Source organism: Mesorhizobium sp. M8A.F.Ca.ET.202.01.1.1 (genome assembly GCF_004791595.1).
Taxonomy (GTDB): domain Bacteria; phylum Pseudomonadota; class Alphaproteobacteria; order Rhizobiales; family Rhizobiaceae; genus Mesorhizobium.
In genome coordinates this window covers 1-18,186 of record NZ_SRUN01000023.1, presented here as the reverse complement: position 1 = coordinate 18,186, position 18,186 = coordinate 1, and the positions used below count along the sequence as shown (strand labels likewise).

Annotated in this window: 16 protein-coding genes; 10 read left to right on the top strand and 6 right to left on the bottom strand. The window is 63.1% G+C overall.

Annotated features, from left to right (window positions below):
• Positions 1–281: 281 nt before the first annotated feature.
• The 3 genes from EN845_RS31605 to EN845_RS31595 all read left to right on the top strand — a co-directional run bounded on the left by EN845_RS31605 (position 282) and on the right by EN845_RS31595 (position 2,079).
• Entirely contained in the window at positions 282–722 is a 441-nt protein-coding gene (locus tag EN845_RS31605; protein WP_127870805.1) for a hypothetical protein, read from the top strand.
• A 257-nt stretch (positions 723–979) separates the two neighbouring features.
• The gene (locus EN845_RS31600; protein WP_245511858.1) at positions 980–1,468 is read left to right on the top strand and encodes a hypothetical protein; all 489 of its coding nucleotides are present in this window, start codon (positions 980–982) and stop codon (positions 1,466–1,468) included.
• Between the two features lie 269 nt (positions 1,469–1,737).
• Entirely contained in the window at positions 1,738–2,079 is a 342-nt protein-coding gene (locus EN845_RS31595; protein WP_015319229.1) for a hypothetical protein, read from the top strand.
• 84 nt (positions 2,080–2,163) lie between these two features.
• Here the strand turns inward: EN845_RS31595 and ggt are convergent, their stop codons facing one another.
• The 3 genes from ggt to EN845_RS31580 form a co-directional block, all read right to left on the bottom strand.
• On the bottom strand, positions 2,164–3,903 hold the full coding sequence (ggt, locus tag EN845_RS31590) for a gamma-glutamyltransferase (protein ID WP_127870804.1): 1,740 nt from the start codon (positions 3,901–3,903) through the stop codon (positions 2,164–2,166).
• Positions 3,904–4,138: 235 nt separating this feature from the next.
• A complete protein-coding gene (gene rhaI, locus EN845_RS31585) occupies positions 4,139–5,431 on the bottom strand; it encodes an L-rhamnose catabolism isomerase (RefSeq protein ID WP_127276990.1) in 1,293 nt (430 codons plus the stop codon).
• Between the two features lie 88 nt (positions 5,432–5,519).
• Positions 5,520–7,622 (bottom strand): bifunctional rhamnulose-1-phosphate aldolase/short-chain dehydrogenase, encoded by a 2,103-nt coding sequence (locus tag EN845_RS31580; RefSeq protein WP_127276988.1) that lies wholly within the window; start codon positions 7,620–7,622, stop codon positions 5,520–5,522.
• A 186-nt stretch (positions 7,623–7,808) separates the two neighbouring features.
• On the opposite strand from EN845_RS31580, the gene EN845_RS31575 reads away from it, so the two are divergent.
• The 7 genes from EN845_RS31575 to EN845_RS31545 all read left to right on the top strand — a co-directional run bounded on the left by EN845_RS31575 (position 7,809) and on the right by EN845_RS31545 (position 15,220).
• A complete protein-coding gene (locus EN845_RS31575; protein ID WP_027145694.1) occupies positions 7,809–8,612 on the top strand; it encodes a DeoR/GlpR family DNA-binding transcription regulator in 804 nt (267 codons plus the stop codon).
• A 55-nt stretch (positions 8,613–8,667) separates the two neighbouring features.
• Positions 8,668–9,663: a rhamnose ABC transporter substrate-binding protein gene (gene rhaS, locus EN845_RS31570; protein WP_127276986.1), complete on the top strand. Its 996-nt coding sequence runs from the start codon at positions 8,668–8,670 to the stop codon at positions 9,661–9,663.
• 84 nt (positions 9,664–9,747) lie between these two features.
• The gene (locus EN845_RS31565; protein ID WP_127276984.1) at positions 9,748–11,289 is read left to right on the top strand and encodes a sugar ABC transporter ATP-binding protein; all 1,542 of its coding nucleotides are present in this window, start codon (positions 9,748–9,750) and stop codon (positions 11,287–11,289) included.
• The gene (locus tag EN845_RS31560) at positions 11,286–12,260 is read left to right on the top strand and encodes an ABC transporter permease (RefSeq protein ID WP_127276982.1); all 975 of its coding nucleotides are present in this window, start codon (positions 11,286–11,288) and stop codon (positions 12,258–12,260) included. Before EN845_RS31565 ends, EN845_RS31560 begins: the two co-directional genes overlap by 4 nt.
• Positions 12,261–12,528: 268 nt before the next feature.
• Entirely contained in the window at positions 12,529–13,530 is a 1,002-nt protein-coding gene (locus tag EN845_RS31555; RefSeq protein ID WP_127276980.1) for an ABC transporter permease, read from the top strand.
• A complete protein-coding gene (rhaM, locus tag EN845_RS31550) occupies positions 13,530–13,847 on the top strand; it encodes an L-rhamnose mutarotase (protein WP_127276978.1) in 318 nt (105 codons plus the stop codon). The genes EN845_RS31555 and rhaM overlap by 1 nt, the downstream gene beginning before the upstream one ends.
• Complete coding sequence (locus tag EN845_RS31545) at positions 13,844–15,220, top strand: FGGY-family carbohydrate kinase (RefSeq protein WP_127870803.1); 1,377 nt, start codon at positions 13,844–13,846, stop codon at positions 15,218–15,220. Before rhaM ends, EN845_RS31545 begins: the two co-directional genes overlap by 4 nt.
• On the opposite strand, the gene EN845_RS31540 is transcribed toward EN845_RS31545, so the two are convergent.
• From EN845_RS31540 to galE, 3 genes are all read right to left on the bottom strand, one after another.
• A complete protein-coding gene (locus EN845_RS31540; RefSeq protein ID WP_210212410.1) occupies positions 15,221–15,433 on the bottom strand; it encodes a hypothetical protein in 213 nt (70 codons plus the stop codon).
• On the bottom strand, positions 15,434–16,684 hold the full coding sequence (locus tag EN845_RS31535) for a D-amino acid dehydrogenase (RefSeq protein ID WP_127870802.1): 1,251 nt from the start codon (positions 16,682–16,684) through the stop codon (positions 15,434–15,436).
• A 103-nt stretch (positions 16,685–16,787) separates the two neighbouring features.
• The gene (gene galE / locus EN845_RS31530; RefSeq protein WP_127276972.1) at positions 16,788–17,783 is read right to left on the bottom strand and encodes a UDP-glucose 4-epimerase GalE; all 996 of its coding nucleotides are present in this window, start codon (positions 17,781–17,783) and stop codon (positions 16,788–16,790) included.
• Positions 17,784–18,186 lie beyond the last annotated feature (403 nt).

The window sequence follows — 18,186 nt, the reverse complement described above, 5'->3', positions numbered from 1 at the left end:
GGGCCAACGCATCCCGCCAAGTTGACGCCACTTGTGGGCGTGAGCTCGGGAAACTCGCCGGCACCACGCGAAAACCGCGGCGAATCTGCTGATCCGAGCGTTTTCTAACCTCGGATCTCGGAATTTATCGGGCCAGGCTCACTTCTCGGCGTGGTGGGGGGGTACTCACGGATATCGATGGACGGAACGACTTTGCTCTCACCGAGCTCCTGGGGGATTCAATTTGCTTGGCGCCCCACCATCCCTAGGGCAAACTCCCTGCCGGGGCTGCAGGAGGTGAGATGAGAGCACGCGCGGCTACGCTCGGGGATCTCGAGGATGTCTTCCATGGCCTGTCCAAGCGGATGTCGGACGAGTACGTGGCGGCCGGCAAGGACAGCAAGATCGCCTACGACAATCTGATGATGAATTTGAAGGAAGGCCGGGCGCATGCGCTCGTTGAGGGCGACAAGGCCGTGGCGATCATTGCCTGGCACGAGAACAGCGATGCCGCCGATACGCTGTTTGCCGCGCAGGAGGATTTCTTCCGCGCCTCGACGGTGCGCTTCTGCAAGCGGCATATCAGGCATATCCAGGCGCTGGCCGGCAACCTTCCGATCCATTCGCGCAGCTGGCTGCAGGGGCCTGACGTCGCCAGATGGTTCGGCATCATCGGCTATGTCGAGCGGGGCCAGGAGAACGGCGCCAATCTGTTCGAACTGCCACCGGCTCGCCTCGGCTAAGGAACCCTGGCTGCGGTAGCTGTTCTTCTTTGCCGCGAACGCCGACTGTACATCGCCATCGCCCGCGCAAATTCGTCGATGCGGGTCACCGTCTTCGCCTCCAATCGCTTTAACGCGGCGGCCTTTGCGAATTGCACACTCGGCCGCCTCATGAACTGCCTCGGCAAGCGGCTTGCGCAGGACGACGATTGGCGGGATGTTGCTGGGGGGCAACCGGGGCCAAACCGGCAGGCCGAGACCAATATGGCTGCTGTAAAATGTCGCGAGCTTGCGTCGCCTTTCTTGTCTTTGTTGCCTTGCTGATGCCGGTAGAGGCAAGCGAACGCATGTCTCATCTGTTTGATCGCTCCAACCTGCCGATCGCCTATTTTCGCGAATCGGATCTTGTGACCGCGTACGCGACTGCAATGGCGCGCTTCCGTCTGCAGTTCGCAGGGCGCGCCGGCGAAACCAATCTTGCGATCCCTCTCGAACCATTGCTTTTGCGGGCGGAATTCCGGGCGCGGACATGGCGCTCGGCGGACGGCAGCTTGTTGCAAGGCTTCGCCGGCAAGGGCGGCTTCCGATTGACTATCGGTAACTGCCTGGCGCGTATTTGCGCAGCCAGCGAATGCAGCGATGCCGGTTGGCCGGTTTACGCCTGCAGCGACGGACGCAAGCGCAAGATGTCCGTCACCGATTTTGTGACGGCAAGATTCGATGGCATCCCCTATCGTCGACTGAGCGCCCCTCCTTCACAGCAATGATGGCGCGAGGTGGTTCTACCGAGACAGGTGTTCAGCCAGGGCGGTATTCGGTTGCCGCAGCGCGAAAGCCGCCTGTACCGAGCGGTTGACCGTCACCGGCAGGATCGGAGGCGACAAACCCGAGAAGGTAGGTGACGCGATCGGGCAACAGCTCCGCAAAACCATCCCCGAGAGGGGCCCAGAGCGGTGCCGGGCGCATCCGCCACAGCGCGATCGGGTTGCGCTCGGCAGGCGTTGATGGTTTGTTGCCGGTCAGCGGAGATCAAGTGATGCGAGAATCCATGGGTCAAGACGAATACGGGTCGGCGAACCCCTTCGATCCGGACGACCTGCCGAATTTGAACGCGATCGGACCAGGGATCGGCAACAACGACTTCGAGAAATACGCGGTCGCCGTGATCATCGTGTTCGGCGCCCTGATCATCGGCGGGCTGATGGCCGCGTCGATGACTTTCGGCCATCGCAACGGCTTCCTCTTCGCTCTGGGCGGCGCCACGTCGGCCTGGATATCGGGAAATGCGCTTTTGCTCGACCGGCCACGCATCTATGCGCTGTTCGTCGGCATTGCCGCCTTGATGCTGATTGCATCGACCATCACGCTGGTGACCTGACGGCTCCTGCCGGGCCATGAAGCGGAGGCCGCTCCCGAAGGGTGGAATCCGGCCTCGTCCGGCAAGGAACAGGCTTGCGGCCTGTCAATATCCAAGCGCTTCGCCCGACGCCGCGCGGCTGTCGATGGCGCCATTGTAGCGCGCGCCGCCGCCCTTCTCGATTTCCGCCAGGCTCTTGCCGCCGACGAGAATGCCCGCCGCCTGGCCCCAGCTCTGGTGAGCGAGATCGAGGTGATAGCCCATACCGGCGAGCAGCCTTTCGGTATCGGGCGAAAGCCCGAACGGCTCGACATAGACCGTGTCGGGCAGCCATTGGTGATGGATGCGCGGCGCGTCGATCGCCTCCTGGATGTTCATGCCGTGGTCGATCACATTGACGATCGCCTCCAGCGTGATGGTGATGATGCGCGAGCCGCCCGGGCTGCCGATGACCATGAACGGCTTGCCGTCCTTGACCACCACGGTCGGGCTCATCGAGGACAGCGGCGTCTTCTTCGGCTGGATAGCGTTGGCCTCGCCCTGGACCAGGCCATAGAGATTGGGCACGCCGGGTTTCTGGGTGAAGTCGTCCATCTCGTTATTGAGCAGGATGCCAGTGCCATCGGCCACGACGCCGGCGCCGAACGAGCCATTCAGCGTGTAGGTCACCGCGACCGCGTTGCCGTCCTTGTCGATGATCGAATAATGGGTGGTCTCCTTCGATTCGCCGAAGCCCTTCGGCATCAAATCCTGCGACACGCCGGCGCGGAACGGATCGATCTTGTCGCGGATGTCCTTGGCATAGGTCTTGTCGAGCAGCTTCGAGACCGGATTGTCGACGAAATCCGGGTCGCCGAGCGCCGAGTTGCGGTCGACATAGGCGTGGCGCATCGCCTCGACCATGACATGGACCGTCTCGGCCGAGCCGGCACCGAGATAGGACAGCGGATAGCCTTCCAGCACGTTGAGGATTTCGCAGATGATGACGCCGCCCGAGCTCGGCGGCGGCGAAGAGATGATCTCGTAGCCGCGATAGGAGCAGCTGACGGGCTTCAGCTCGCGCACCGCATATTGCTCGAAGTCACCCTTGGCCAGGATACCGCCCTTGGCGCCGCTCGCCTTGACGATGGCGTCGGCGATGGCGCCTTTGTAGAAGGCATCGGGACCTCTCTCGGAAATGGCCGAGAGCGACCCGGCAAGGTCGGGCTGAACCAGCTTCTCGCCGATGCCATAGGGCTTGCCCTCGGGTTTGAGGAAGATGGCGGCGGCCGCCGGGTCCTTCGCCAGCCTGTCGGCGCTGCCGGCGAATGAAGCCGCATCGCCCTGATTGAGGATGAACCCGTCCTTGGCATAGGCGATCGCAGGCGCCATCAGGTCCTGCCTGGACAAGGTACCGTATTTCTCGCGCGCCATCTCGAAACCGGCCACGGAACCCGGCACGCCGACCGCGAGATAGCCGTCGAGGCTGGCGCCCTTCACCGGCTTGCCGTCCTTGTCGAGATACATGGTCTTGGTCGCGGCAAGCGGCGCCCGCTCGCGGAAATCGAGGAAGGTCGATTTGCCGTCCTTGAAGCGGATGGTCATGAAGCCGCCGCCGCCGATATTGCCGGCATTGGGATAGACGACGGCCAAGGCATAGCCGACGGCGACAGCCGCATCGACGGCATTGCCACCCTTTTTCAGAACCTCCACGCCGACTTCGGAAGCCAGATGCTGGGCGGTGACGACCATGCCGTTCTCGCCCTTGGCGGGTGCCGGCGAGGCGTCGAAGACGGCGGCGGATGGTATGAAGGCGAAGGTGATCGAAAGGCTGACGGCAATGAGCGTCCGGCGGGTGAGGTGCATGGCGGGACTCCTAAGCGGGACGCCTAGGAAAGACCTTCGGGGGGCGTTAGTCCAATAACAATTGAATAAGCGCGTGAGAGACCCCCTCACCCGGATTGCCAAGTCGAATTGCAAGGGCAATTCGGGCAATCCGACCTCTCCCCAAGGGGAGAGGAGCTTGCACCGGCGCTGACCTCTTCTCCCCTCGGGGAGAAGTTGGCCGCGAAGCGGCCGGATGAGGGGGAGTGGCTCGACCTCAGACGATACCGCCGGAACCACCTGCGACTGCAGGCCGTTCGGCCGCGACCTTGGCGCGGTAGCCCGCCGCCCGATAGGCGGCGACCGGATCGATGGCGCCACCGGTCTTCAGCCGCGCCATGGCCAGGATCGGCTCGACATCGGTGCGATAGGCAGCCTTCAGCGTCTGCGTCGCCATCAGCGCGTCGTTGGCCTCCTGGAAGCCTTCGAGCGCCTTGCGGTCGACCAGCAGCGCCTGCGCATAGGCACGCTGCACCTCGACCGCCGACAGCATCAGGCTTTCGATCGGATCGGTGACGTTGTGGCTCTGGTCGAGCATATGCGCGGGATCAAAGCCCTCGGCGCCGGATAGCTCGGCATCGACCAGCTCGTTGAAGACCAGGAAAAGCCGGTAGGGATCGATCGAACCGGCGTCGAGGTCGTCGTCGCCATATTTCGAATCGTTGAAGTGGAAGCCGCCGAGTTTCTTGAACTGGATCAGCCGCGACACGATCATCTCGATGTTGACGTTGGGCGCGTGATGGCCGAGGTCGACGAGGCAGAACGCCTTGTCGCCCAACTCCTTGGCGATGATGTAGTTGGTGCCCCAGTCCTGGACGACCGTGGAATAGAAGGCCGGCTCGTACATCTTGTGTTCGGTGAACAGCTTCCAGTCGGCCGGCAGGCCGGCATAGACCTCCCGCATGGCGTCGAGATAGCGCTCGAAGGCCTTGGCGAAATTGACCTGGCCGGGGAAGTTGGAGCCGTCGCCGATCCACACCGTCAATGCCTTGGACCCAAGCGTCTCGCCGATCTCGATGCATTCGAGATTGTGCTCGACGGCTTGCCGGCGAGCACCGGCATCGGCATGCGACAACGAACCGAACTTGTAGGAGAATTTCTGGTCCTTCGCGTCCGAGAAGGTGTTGGAATTCATGGCATCGAAACCGAGACCGAAGCGGGAGGCCGCCTGCTTCAGCCGGTTCGGATCGGCCTTGTCCCACGGAATGTGCAGTGAGACGGTCGGGGTCGCCTGCGTCAGTTGGCTGATGACGGCGCAGTCCTCGATCTTGTCGAAGATGTCGCGCGGCTCGCCGGCACCGGGAAAGCGGGCAAAGCGGGTGCCGCCAGTGCCGACACCCCAGGAGGGGATCGCGACCGCGAATTTCTCGACCTTGTCCCTGATGGCATCGATGGCGATGCCGTGGCGGTCGAGGCGCTCGCCGAGCGAGGCGTAGTCACGCTCGAGGTCGGCCTTGCGCGCGGCATTATTTTTTTCGACGACGTCGGCCGAGATGATCAATTCGGACACTGCTGTTCCTCCCAGTACTCGCACGGCTGGCGCCGCCCCTCATCCGCCCTTCGGGCACCTTCTCCCCGTAGAACGGGGAGAAGGAAGCTCAGCGCGTAAAGCTCTGCGCGTTGCCGGCGTCGACGTTGATGATGTTACCCGTCGATTTGGCCGACATGTCGGAGGCCAGGAAATAGATCGCCTCGGCGATGTCTTCCGGGAAGACGGAGCGCTTCAGCATCGAACGCGAGCGGTAGTGCTCTTCCAGATCGTCGGTCGACATCTTGTAGGCGGCGGCGCGCTGTTCCTTCCACTCGCCTGTCCAGATCTTCGAGCCGCGCAGCACGGCGTCCGGGTTGACGACATTGACCCTGATCTGGGCTTCCGCGCCTTCCAGCGCCAGGCAGCGGGCGAGATGGATCTCGGCGGCCTTGGCGGTGCAATAGGCGGAGGCGTTGGGCGATGCGGCAAGGCCGTTCTTGGAAGCGACGAAGACGATATTGCCGCCGATCTTCTGTACCCGGAACAGCCGGAATGCTTCCCGCGAGACCAGGAAATAGCCGGTCGACAATATGTCCATGTTCTTGTTCCACAGCGCCAGCGTCGTCTCCTCGATCGGCGCCGAGGAGGCTAGCCCTGCGTTGGACACCAGGATGTCGATGCCGCCGAACTCGACCGCCGTCTCGGCAAAGCCGGCGACGACCTGGTCTTCCGAAGTGACGTTGATCAGCACCGGGCGGACGAAATCCTTGCCATAGGTCTTGGCCAGTTCCTCATTGGCGCCCGCGAGCGCCGCCTCGTCGATATCTGCCAGCACCACGCAGGCGCCTTCGCGCAGCAGCCGGTTGGCCGTCGCGCGGCCGATGCCGCCGGCGCCGCCGGTGACCAGCGCGATCTGGCCGGCGAGCGACTTCGGCTTCGGCATGCGCTGCAGCTTCAGGTCCTCCAGCAGCCAGTACTCGATGTCGAAAGCCTCCTGCGCGGGCAGGCCGACATAGGAAGAGACGGTGGAGGCGCCGCGCATGACGTTGATGGCGTTGACGTAGAACTCGCCCGAGATGCGCGCCGTCGCCTTGTCGCCGGCGAAGGTGAACATGCCTACGCCGGGCATCAGGTAGACCACGGCGTTGGGATCGCGAATGGCGGGTGAATCCGGATGCTTGCAACTGTCGTAATAAGCCTGGTAGCCGACGCGATATTCGGCAATGTCGTCGGCGAGGCGCGCGATGACGGCATCGACATCAGGCTTTGCCGGATCGAATTCGATCACCAGCGGGCGGATCTTGGTGCGCAGGAAATGATCCGGGCATGAGGTGCCGAGTGCAGCCAGCGGGCGCAAATTCTTCGAGTTGACGAATTCGAGCACGGCGGCCGAATCGTCGAAATGGCCAATCTTGTGGCTCTTTTCCGAGATCAGGCCACGGATTTTCGGCATCAGTTTCGCAGCGATGTCGCGACGAGCCGAAGCGTCGAGCGACTTGACCACTTCGCCGCCGAAGATCGCCACACCCTCGGAGCGGCGCTCGAACCATTCGATCGCCTGGTTGATTACCGATATCGTCGTCTCGTAGCACGCCTTGGGCGTATCGCCCCAGGTGAACAGGCCGTGGCTTTCGAGGATGACGCCCTTGGCTTCAGGGTTCTCGACACAGAATTTTTCCAGCCACAGGCCAAGTTCGAAGCCGGGACGCTTCCATGGCAGCCAGCCGATGGCGTCGCCGAAGATTTCCTTGGTCAGCGCCCTGGAATCCTTCGCTGCGGCAATGGCGATGATGGCATCGGGATGCATGTGGTCGACAAAGGGCTTCGGTACGTAGGCGTGCAGCGGCGTGTCGATCGAGGCCGCCCGCGGATTGAGGTTGAAGGTGCAGTGGGGAAGATAACCCACCATCTCGTCCTCGTGCTCGACGCCGCGATAAAGCCCCTTCAGCGCCTGCAGCTTGTCCATGTAGAGGGTGGCGAAGCCATCAAGCTTGATCGAAGCGCTGTCGCCGCCCGATCCCTTGACCCACAGCACTTCCACATCCTGGCCGGTGAGCGGATCCTTCTGCCATATCTTCGAAGAGGTGTTGCCGCCGCCATAGTTGGTGACGCGCTTGTCGGAGCCGAGCGTGTTCGAGCGATAGACCAGAAGCTCGGGATCGCTCATCCCCTTGGCCTTCGCATCATCCCACAGATTGGCGAGGCGCGAGCCGGAGCGCTTGTCGAGCATAGGTAATCCTCCCTGGGGACGCAAAAAAACGCGGTCCATTTTGTCGGGAATGTCTACGCAAGACACAAACTTGTCAATCACAAACGATCAAGATCGATCATATTGCACTGCACAATGAAATTATATGATCGGAAATGATTGACACTGCTCGTTTTGGGTGCCTAGATGGCCAGGCAGGGAGGAACCATGCACGAAAAAGAGCGCCACAGGATCATTCTGTCCGCCGTCCAGGAAAAACCTGTGGTGACGGTGCAGGAAATGGTCGACCTGACGGAGTCGTCCGAGGCGACGATCCGGCGCGATATCGCGGCTCTCCATGTGCAGAAACGCCTGCGCCGTGTGCGCGGCGGCGCCGAGGCGATATCGCCGCCGCAGTTCATCGGGCTGGCCGGCCGGCCCTTCTCGGTCAACGAAACGCTCAACGCCGCGCAGAAGCGGGCCATCGCCCGCGAGGCGGTGGAACTGTGCAAGGACGGCGAGCCGATCATCATCAATGGCGGCACCACCACCTTCCAGATGGTGCATTTCCTGACCGGCCGCCGCATGCCGATCTTCACCAATTCGTTCCCGATCGCCGAGCACTTGCTCAAGCACTCCAAGAACACGGTGATGCTGTCGGGCGGCACGATCTACCGCGAGCAGAACATCATCCTGTCGCCCTTCGACAATGACGTGACGCGCAATTTCTACGCGCGCCGCATGTTCATGGGTGCTCAAGGGTTGGGGCCTCTCGGCCTGATGGAAGGCGATCCGCTGCTGATCCAGGCGGAGCAGAAGCTGATCGACCAGGCCGACGAACTGGTGGTGCTGGTCGATTCCTCGAAATTCCGCAAACGCTCCAGCCTGATCCTGTGCGGTCTTTCGCGCATCGCCACCGTCATCACCGACGACGGCATCGAGGACCGCGAAGCCAAGATGCTGGAAACCGCGGGGGTGACGCTGATCGTCGCCCGCAAGTCGACAAAGGAAGAATCTTCACTGCAGGCCTGAGACCAACTCACGCCCGCAGCGGCGATGGAATGCAACGCTCAAGGGAGGATATCAGATGAGCATCTTGAAGAAATTGATGGTGACGGCGGCCTTCTCGGCCGCCATGTTCGTGAATGCCGCCTACGCGGAAAACGTCAAGATCGCGCTGGTGGTCAAGTCGCTCGGCAACGGCTTCTTCGATGCCGCCAACAAGGGCGCCGAAGAGGCCGCCAAGGAACTCGGCGACGTCGACATCATCTACACCGGCCCGACCAAGGCGACCGCCGAGGCGCAGATCGAAGTTGTCAATTCGCTGATCGCGCAGAAGGTCAACGCCATCGCGATTTCCGCCAATGACGCCGACGCCCTGGTGCCGGTGCTGAAGAAGGCCATGGAGCGCGGCATCACCGTCATCTCCTGGGATTCGGGCGTCGCCAAGGAAGGCCGCCAGCTTCACCTCAACCCGTCCGACACCGGCCTGATCGGCGAGACCATCATCAAGCTCGCCGCCGACTATCTGCCGGAAGGCGGCGACGTCGCCATCCTGTCGGCCTCCTCGACCGCGACCAACCAGAACTCCTGGATCGAAGCTGCCAAGAAGGTGCTGCCGGAGAAGTTCCCCAAGATCAAGCTGGTCGCCACCGTCTATGGCGATGACGACTCGGCCAAGAGCACCGACGAGGCCAAGGGCCTCTTGAAGTCCTACCCGAACCTCAAGGCGATCATCGCGCCGACCACAGTAGGCGTCGTTGCCGCCGCCCAGGTCGTCACCGACGAGAACCTGATCGGCAAGGTCAACGTCACCGGCCTGGCGCTGCCGTCGGAGTTCAAGAAGTTCATCGACAACGGCGCCAGCCAGGCGGTTGCGCTGTGGAACCCGATCGACCTCGGCTATTCCGCCGTCTACCTCGCCCATGACCTGGCGGTGAAGAAGGAAGAAGCCAAGCCGGGTGCGACGCTGTCGATCGGCCGTGTCGGCAAGGTCACGCTCGACGACACCAACTCGGCCGCCATGGCTCCGCCCTTCCAGTTCGACAAGTCCAACATCGAGAAGTTCTCCAAGATCTATTGATCACTGAGTTTTTCAAGCTGACGCGGCGGGAGTCACATCCCGCCGCGACTTCAAACGGACCTAGTTTCAGGGCTTGATACGGATATGGACACGACGGCCCGACACAACGAGACAAAGGAGCGGCCTCCGGCCTCGGCTCCACGCCTGACGCTGTCCGGCATTTCAAAAAGCTTTCCCGGCGTGCGGGCCCTGCACAATGTCAGCCTGTCGCTCTATCCGGGTCAGGTGACCGCGCTGATCGGCGAGAACGGCGCCGGCAAGTCGACGCTGGTCAAGATCATGACCGGCATCTACCAGCCCGATGCAGGCACCATCAGCATTGACGGACAGGCCGTCGCGCTGCCAAGCGCACACGCCGCCTTCGGGATTGGCGTCACCGCCATCCATCAGGAAACCGTGCTGTTCGACGATCTCAGTGTCGCCGAAAACATTTTTCTCGGCCATGCGCCGCGCACGCGCTTTGGCACCATCGACTGGCGCATGATGCGCAAGAATGCGCGCGAAGTGCTCGACACCATGCATGCCGGCCATATCGACGCCGATGCGCGGCTCAGGGATCTCGGCATCGCCAACAAGCATCTCGTCGCCGTCGCGCGCGCCATGTCGATCGACTCTGGGATCGTCATCATGGACGAGCCGACGGCCGCCCTTTCGATGAAGGAGATCGAGGAGCTGTTCCTGCTCATCGCGTTCCTCAAGGAGCAGGGCAAGGCGATCCTGTTCATCAGCCACAAGTTCGACGAGATCTACCGCATCGCCGACCGCTACACGGTCTTCCGCGACGGCGAGATGGTCGGCGAAGGGCTGATCAAGGATGCCGGCCAGAGCCAGATCGTACGCATGATGGTGGGCCGTTCGGTCGACCACATCTTTCCGCAGCGCAAGGCTGAAATCGGCGCGCCGGTGCTTTCCGTTTCCGGCCTCTCGCATCCAACTGAGTTCAACAATATCGGCTTCGAGCTGCACAAGGGCGAAATCCTCGGTTTCTATGGCCTTGTCGGCGCCGGGCGCAGCGAGGTGATGCAGGCGATATCCGGCATCACCCGCATATCCGGCGGCACGATCACGCTGGAAGGCAAGGCAATCGCGCCGAAATCGGCCGCGGATTCGATCGGGGCCGGCATCGTCTACGTGCCGGAGGAGCGCGGCAAGCAAGGCGTGGTGATCGGCCTGCCGATCTTCCAGAATGTTTCGCTCCCATCGCTCGCCCGCACCTCCAAATCCGGTATGCTGCGGCTCGCGGAAGAGTTTTCGCTTGCCCGCTCCTACACCGAGCGGCTGGACCTGCGCGCCTCTTCGCTCAGCCAGGATGTCGGTACCCTCTCGGGCGGTAACCAGCAGAAGGTGGTCATCGCCAAATGGCTGGCGACGACACCCAAGGTCATCATCCTCGACGAGCCGACCAAGGGCATCGATATCGGCTCCAAGGCCGCCGTGCACGGTTTCATGGCGGAGTTGGTGGCGCAGGGCCTGTCGGTGATCATGGTGTCATCGGAACTGCCGGAGATTCTCGGCATGTCCGACCGCGTCGTGGTCATGCGCGAGGGCCTGGTCGCGGCGGTCTACGACAATAAGGGACTGGACGCCGAGACGCTGGTCCGGACGGCAGCGGGAATCGCGGCATGAAGGCTTTCCTGAAATACCGCGAAATCTGGCTGCTGGCGGCCATCGCCGTGCTGATCGGACTGATCTCGATGCGCTTTCCGGGCTTTGCCGACCCCGGCAACCTGCGCCAGGTGTTCAACGACACCTCGATCCTGATGATCCTGGCGCTCGGCCAGATGGTCGTTATCCTGACACGGTCGATCGACCTGTCGATGGCCTCCAACCTGTGCTTCACCGGCATGGTGGTAGCGATGCTGAACGCGGCCCATCCGGCGATCCCGATCCCGCTGCTGGTCGTGATCGCGCTTGCCGTCGGGCTGGTGCTCGGCGCCATCAACGGCCTCTTGGTTTGGCGGCTGAACATCCCCTCGATCGTGGTGACATTGGGCACGCTGACCATCTATCGCGGCGCCACTTTCGTCATTTCGGGCGGCGCCTGGGTCAACGCCGACAAGATGAGCCCGGATTTCATCGGCTTTCAGCGCGCGGCCTTGCTTGGCATTCCGGTGCTGTCCTGGATCGCCATCCTGGTCATCGCGCTGTTCTTCGTCTTGATGACGCGTACCGCGCTCGGCCGCTCGATCTATGCCATCGGCGTCAATCCGACGGCATCGGTCTATACCGGCATCGATGTCGGGCGCACGAAATTCATCGTCTTCTGCATCTCCGGCATGATCGGTGGCCTCGCCGGCTATCTCTGGATTTCGCGCTACGTCATCGCCTCGGTCGAGGTCGCCAACGGCTATGAGCTCAACATCATCGCCGCCTGCGTCATCGGCGGCATCTCGATCGCGGGCGGCATCGGCTCGGTCGGGGGTGCGGTGCTCGGCGCATTGTTCCTCGGCATCATCTCCAATGCGCTGCCGGTCATCAACATCTCGCCCTTCTGGCAGATGGCGATTTCGGGCAGCGCCATCATCCTGGCCGTGGTGCTCAACGCCCGCGGCGAACGCCAAAAGGGGCGGATTATTCTGAGGAAGGCGGAGGCATGAGCGGGACGTTGAAGTGCTCCCTTCTCCCCGTCACTGTACGGGGAGAAGGTGCCGGCAGGCGGATGAGGGGCGGCGCTTACGGTGCAAACAGGATCGTTGCGAATAGCAACGGTCCGATTTGCCTCGGCCGGAACTCGCCGCATACGTTGAGCACCTCCGAACATTGGCGCCGCCCCTCATCCGCCCTTCGGGCACCTTCTCCCCGTATAGTGACGGGGAGAAGGGACGCTCTTTGCGACGGGCAGCGCCAGCGTCTGGAGCATGCCGCATGACCGATACCCCCGCCCCGCGCCACATTCCCGACCGGCTCGACAAGCCGCTCTCCTCGGCGATCTTTTCCTGGGAAGCGCTGCTGGTCGCGGTGGCCATCGCCATCTTCGCCATCAACAGTTTCGCCTCGCCCTATTTCCTCGACCCCTATTCGCTGTCCGATCTGACCTTCAACTTCACCGAGAAGGGCCTGATCGCCTTTGCCATGGCATTGCTCATCATTTCGGGCGAGATCGACCTGTCGGTGGCCGCCATCATCGCGCTCGCCTCGACCATGATGGGCATGGCGGTGCAGGCCGGCGCCGGCACGCCAGTACTTGTCTTGATCGGCATCGTCGTCGGCCTCGGCTGCGGAGCCTTCAACGGGCTGCTGGTGACGCGGCTCGGCCTGCCTTCCATCGTCGTCACCATAGGCACGATGAGTCTGTTCCGCGGCATCGCCTTCATCATCCTCGGCGACCAGGCCTACAAGGGCTATCCCGAAAGCTTCGCCTTCTTCGGCCAGGGTTACGTCTGGTGGGTGGTGTCGTTCGAACTGGTGCTCTTCCTCATCGCGGCCGTCGTCTACTGGTTCCTGCTGCACCGTACGAGTTTCGGCCGCCGTATCTTCGCCATCGGCAACAACCCGGTCGCGGCGCAGTTTTCCGGCGTGCGCGTCGGCCGCATAAAATTCATCCTGTTCTGCCTGACCGGGCTGATGTCGGGCATCGCTTCGGTGCTGATCACCTCGCGGCTCGGCTCGACGCGGCCGTCGATCGCACAGGGCTATGAACTCGAGGTGATCACCATGGTGGTGCTTGGCGGCGTCAGCATCCTTGGCGGCGCCGGCAGCATTCTGGGCGTCGTGCTCGCCGCCTTCATCATGGGGCTGGTGACCTTCGGCCTCGGCCTGCTCAACGTGCCCGGCATCGTCATGTCGATCTTCATTGGCCTGCTGCTGATCATCGTTATCGCCCTGCCGATCGTATGGCGACGGCTGCGCGGGGGACGCCTGGCCTGATGTCCGAGAAATACGCATTCAAGATGATGCTCAAACCCGGCATGAAGGCCGAGTACAAAAAGCGCCACGATGAAATCTGGCCGTCGCTGGTCGCGTTGCTGAAGCAGGCCGGCATCTCCGACTACTCGATCCATCTCGACGACGAGACGAACATCCTGTTCGGCGTGCTGTGGCGGCGCGATGGTCACGGCATGGCCGATCTGCCGAAGCATCCTGTGATGCAGCGCTGGTGGGCCCATATGGCCGACATCATGGAGACGAAACCGGACAACGAACCAGTGGCCGTTGCGCTGGAAATAATGTTCCATATGGAATGAGCGCGATCCGCCACGTCGCCGTCATCGATATCGGCAAGACCAACGCCAAGGTGGCGCTGGTCGATCTCGCCACATTGAGCGAGGTGGCGCTGCGCCGGGTGGCGAACGCGCCGTTGCGGCAAGCGCCCTACCCGCATCACGATGTCGAAGCGCTGTGGGCGTTCATCCTCGACAGCCTTGCCGACCTCAACCGCGAACAGCGCATCGACGCCATTTCAATCACCACCCATGGCGCGACCGGCGTGCTGGTCGATGCCCCCGGCGAGCTGGTGCTGCCGGTTCTCGACTATGAATTCGACGGCCCCGATGAACTCGCGGCGGACTATGACGCGATCCGCCCGCCTTTCGCCGAGACCGGCACGCCGCGCCTGCCGCTCGGCCTCAATCTCGGTGCGCAATTCTTCTGGCAGCAGCAAAGTTTCCCGACGGAGTTCGCCAGAGCCGCCGCGATGCTGATGTACCCGCAATACTGGGCGCTGCGTCTGACCGGCGTCGCCGCTAACAAGGTCACGTCTCTCGGCTGCCACACCGATCTGTGGAACCCCTGGACAGCGGATTTTTCAGCGCTGGTCGACCGCCTGGGCTGGCGCGACCTGATGGCGCCCGTGCGGTCGGCCAGGGACCGCCTTGGCCCGATCCTGCCTGTGCTTGCGCAGCGCACCGGGCTCGATCCTCAAACGCCTGTCTTTTGCGGCCTGCACGATTCGAACGCCTCCCTGTTGCCGCATCTCCTGTCCGACGCCCCGCCCTTCTCGGTGGTCTCGACCGGCACCTGGGTGGTATCGATGGCGGTCGCCGGCAGGACGGTGGCGCTCGACCCGGCAAGGGATACGCTGGTCAATGTCAATGCACTCGGCGATCCCGTGCCCTCGGCGCGCTTCATGGGCGGTCGGGAATTCTCGCTGCTGACCGAAGGCGCGGCGCAGGACTGGAGCGACAACGACGTCGCCGCCGTGCTGGCGCGCAAGACATTGCTGTTGCCTTCGACCCAGCAAGGCTCGGGGCCGTTTCCGCACCGTGCGGCCGCATGGCGCAAGGGCGAAGCCATCCCTCCCGGCCAGCGCTTTGCCGCCATCTCCTTCTACCTGGCGCTGATGACCGCCACTTGCCTCGACCTGATCGGCGGCGGTGGCCCGACGACGGTCGAGGGACCCTTTGCGCGCAACCAATTGTTCACGCGGATGCTTGCCGCGAGCACTGGCCGTGGGGTCATCGCATCGGAAGCCGCGACGGGCACCAGCATCGGGGCCGCCCTGCTGGCATCGGATCAAGGAGCCGCGCATGGTGAGGGCCAAACACAAGAGCCGCCGGCCGGTCCGGCCTGGGCGGAGTATGCGCGCGCGTGGCGGGCGGCGGTCGGGGCAGTTGGCTGATCAGAGGATCCGCTTGCCGAAGGCCGACATGACGAAATTGACCGCGTCGATTCGGCGACACCGCCGCGGCATGGCGCGCGCCACTTGCGGCATGCCGCACATACCCTTGGTGACGCCGAACACCTTGATATCAGACAGCGCGCAGCGCTCGACGATGGTGCGCGCGTTGCATTCAGTGCGGCCAAGGTCGATGGCGACTTGCCGGCCCGACATTTATCCCCTGTAGACCAGTCCCTGCGGATCGATCTCCGGCTTGCGGCCGGCAACGAGGTCGGCGAGGAATTTTCCCGAACCGCAGGCCATGGTCCAGCCGACATGGCCGTGGCCTGTGTCGAGATAAAGGTTGCGGTATTTCGCCTGGCCGATGACCGGCACCGAGTTCGGCATCATTGGCCGCAAACCGGCCCACAGCTCCGCCTTCTTCTCGTCGAAGGCGCCGGGGAACAGGTCCTTGCCGGTCCTGAACATGGTGGCAAAGTCGCTGGGCTTGTGGGTGCGGTCGAAGCCGGTGAATTCTGCGGTCGAAGCCAACCGCAATCGATTGCCAAGCCGCGAATAAGCCATCAGCTGGTCCTCGTCGGCGCCGCCCATGGTCGGGCCCTTGCTCTCGTCTTCCAGGGGAATCGTCGCCGTGTAACCTTTCACCGGATAGACCGGCAGGTCGATGCCGTAGCGACGGCCGAGCAGCCCACTTTCCGGACCCATCGATAGGACGACGGCGTCACCGGTGGCCGGTCCGGCCGAGGTCATCACGGCGCGCACCCAGTCGCCCTCGATGTCGAAGCCCTCGACCGTGGTGCCGTAGCGAAACCTCACGCCGAGCTTTTCGGCCGCATAGGCGGCCAGATTTTCCACGAACTGCCGAGAATCGCCGGTCTGGTCGATCGGCGAGTAGACGCCGCCGGCGATCTTTTCCTTCACGCCGGCAAGGCCCGGTTCAAGCTCGACCAGCCGGTCGCGGCCGACGATCTCGATGGGCAGGCCATGCTCGGCCAGATAGCGATAATTGTCGGTGCCGGTGTCGAGGCTGTGCTGCGAGCGGAAGAAATACAGGATGCCCTTCTTGCGCTCGTCATAGTGGATGCCGGTGTCACTGGAGATGGCGTTGATGCAGTCGCGCGAATAGAGCGCGAGCCGCAGCTTGACCTGGCTGTTGGCACGCAGGCGGGCCACCGTGCACTGGCGCAGGAAGCGCAGACTCCAGGCGAGGAAATAGGGATCGAAGCGCAGCCGCACCTTGATGCCGAGATCATGATTGTAGAGCCCGCGCAGGAAGGTCTTAAGTGCCGCCGGCGAGGCCCAGGCGGTGGCATCGCCCGGAGACACCAGCCCGGCATTCGACTGGCTGGTGCCCCGCGCCGGCGCCGGATGGCGCTCGATCACGGTGACCTCATGGCCGTCGGCGGCCAGGTAATAGGCGGCCGCCGTACCGACGACGCCGGCTCCAAGCACCGTTATCTTCATGCCATCCCCCAAAGCTCTTCCCGGCACGGCGCCTCCACGCCGTGTCGCGAATGCTTCCATAGCGCGTCGCCACGCGCCTTGCGAGCCCTTGGAGAAAGCGAGCTCAGCCCCGTGCGGAATTCTTGCTGGTCAGGATGCGCTCCCAGGCCAGGGCGTCGTTGACGATCTGGTCGAGATCGTCGCGCTGCGGGGTCCAGCCGAGTTCGGACCGCGCGAGATCGGAATTGGCGACCACCGCCGCGGCATCGCCGGGACGCCGGTCGCCCATCCTGACCTCGAAATCATGCCCGTAGGCGCGCCGCACGCTGTCGATCACTTCGAGCACCGAATAGCCATGGCTGTAGCCGCAATTGGCGACGAGGCTGGCGCCGCCGGCGCGCAGCCGCTGCAAGGCAAGGCGATGCGCGGCGGCCAGATCGCTGACATGGATATAGTCGCGCATGCAGGTGCCGTCGGGCGTCGGATAATCGGTGCCGAAGACCTGCATGAACGGACGCTTGCCGAGCGCGGTCTCGCAGGCGACCTTGATCAGATGGGTGGCGCCCGGGGTGGACTGGCCGGTGCGGCCCTTCGGGTCGGCGCCGGCGACGTTGAAATAGCGCAGCGCCGTGTAGCGAATGTCGTGCGCGAGGCCCGCGTCGCGCAGCATCCACTCGCTCATCAGCTTGGACAGGCCATAAGGCGATTCGGGCGCCAGGCGGGCATCCTCGCGCACCGGTTCCAGGCCGGCGCCGCCATAGACGGCAGCTGTCGAGGAAAAGATGAAGTTCGGCACGCCTTCGCGCACTGCAGTTTCAATCAGCGTGCGGGTCTTCGAGGTGTTGTTCTCATAGTAGGCGAGCGGGTCGGCGACCGATTCCGGCACCACGATGGAGCCGGCGAAATGGATGATCGCGTCGACCTTGTTCTCCCTGATGACCGAGCCGACCAATTCCTTGTCGGCGACATCGCCGACGACCAGCTTTGCCTCCGGCGCCACGGCCCATTCGAAGCCGGTGGAAAGGCGGTCGAGAACGACCACGCTTTCGCCCGCATCCAGCAATTCCCAGACCATATGGCTGCCGATATAGCCGGCGCCACCTGTCACCAAAACCGCCATCCAAATCCTCGCTTACCCAGATTTATCGGAAACTGTCTCAACAACCGCCTTACTGGAAAGTCCGCCGTCTGCCCATTAAAACCTAAGGTAACCAGCGTTCACTTGATGTGGCATCGTGCGGAAACAAAAGTGAACCAAAGAGCGTGCCACGGATTGGGAATAGGCCACGATCCGCCATCGTTAGGAACAGGTCCGGGGCGTGGCATTTTGACCAAATCGGCCCGGTGGACGACCAAAAGACCAATGATTATGATCCCGCGCAAAATTGGGAAGCCTACATGAATTACCAGCGGTTCTTCGAGGACGCGATCGACCAGCTCCATGCCGAGCGTCGCTACCGCGTCTTCGCCGATCTAGAGCGCATCGCGGGCAAGTTTCCGCGCGCCATCTGGCGTTCCAACGG

Coding starts and splice junctions, on each gene's coding strand:
- EN845_RS31605 (WP_127870805.1), top strand. CDS start 282: ATGAGAGCACGCGCGGCTACGCTCGGGGATCTCGAGGATGTCTTCCAT.
- EN845_RS31600 (WP_245511858.1), top strand. CDS start 980: ATGTCGCGAGCTTGCGTCGCCTTTCTTGTCTTTGTTGCCTTGCTGATG.
- EN845_RS31595 (WP_015319229.1), top strand. CDS start 1,738: ATGCGAGAATCCATGGGTCAAGACGAATACGGGTCGGCGAACCCCTTC.
- ggt (WP_127870804.1), bottom strand. CDS start 3,903: ATGCACCTCACCCGCCGGACGCTCATTGCCGTCAGCCTTTCGATCACC.
- EN845_RS31580 (WP_127276988.1), bottom strand. CDS start 7,622: ATGCTCGACAAGCGCTCCGGCTCGCGCCTCGCCAATCTGTGGGATGAT.
- EN845_RS31575 (WP_027145694.1), top strand. CDS start 7,809: ATGCACGAAAAAGAGCGCCACAGGATCATTCTGTCCGCCGTCCAGGAA.
- rhaS (WP_127276986.1), top strand. CDS start 8,668: ATGAGCATCTTGAAGAAATTGATGGTGACGGCGGCCTTCTCGGCCGCC.
- EN845_RS31565 (WP_127276984.1), top strand. CDS start 9,748: ATGGACACGACGGCCCGACACAACGAGACAAAGGAGCGGCCTCCGGCC.
- EN845_RS31560 (WP_127276982.1), top strand. CDS start 11,286: ATGAAGGCTTTCCTGAAATACCGCGAAATCTGGCTGCTGGCGGCCATC.
- EN845_RS31555 (WP_127276980.1), top strand. CDS start 12,529: ATGACCGATACCCCCGCCCCGCGCCACATTCCCGACCGGCTCGACAAG.
- rhaM (WP_127276978.1), top strand. CDS start 13,530: ATGTCCGAGAAATACGCATTCAAGATGATGCTCAAACCCGGCATGAAG.
- EN845_RS31545 (WP_127870803.1), top strand. CDS start 13,844: ATGAGCGCGATCCGCCACGTCGCCGTCATCGATATCGGCAAGACCAAC.
- EN845_RS31540 (WP_210212410.1), bottom strand. CDS start 15,433: ATGTCGGGCCGGCAAGTCGCCATCGACCTTGGCCGCACTGAATGCAAC.
- EN845_RS31535 (WP_127870802.1), bottom strand. CDS start 16,684: ATGAAGATAACGGTGCTTGGAGCCGGCGTCGTCGGTACGGCGGCCGCC.
- galE (WP_127276972.1), bottom strand. CDS start 17,783: ATGGCGGTTTTGGTGACAGGTGGCGCCGGCTATATCGGCAGCCATATG.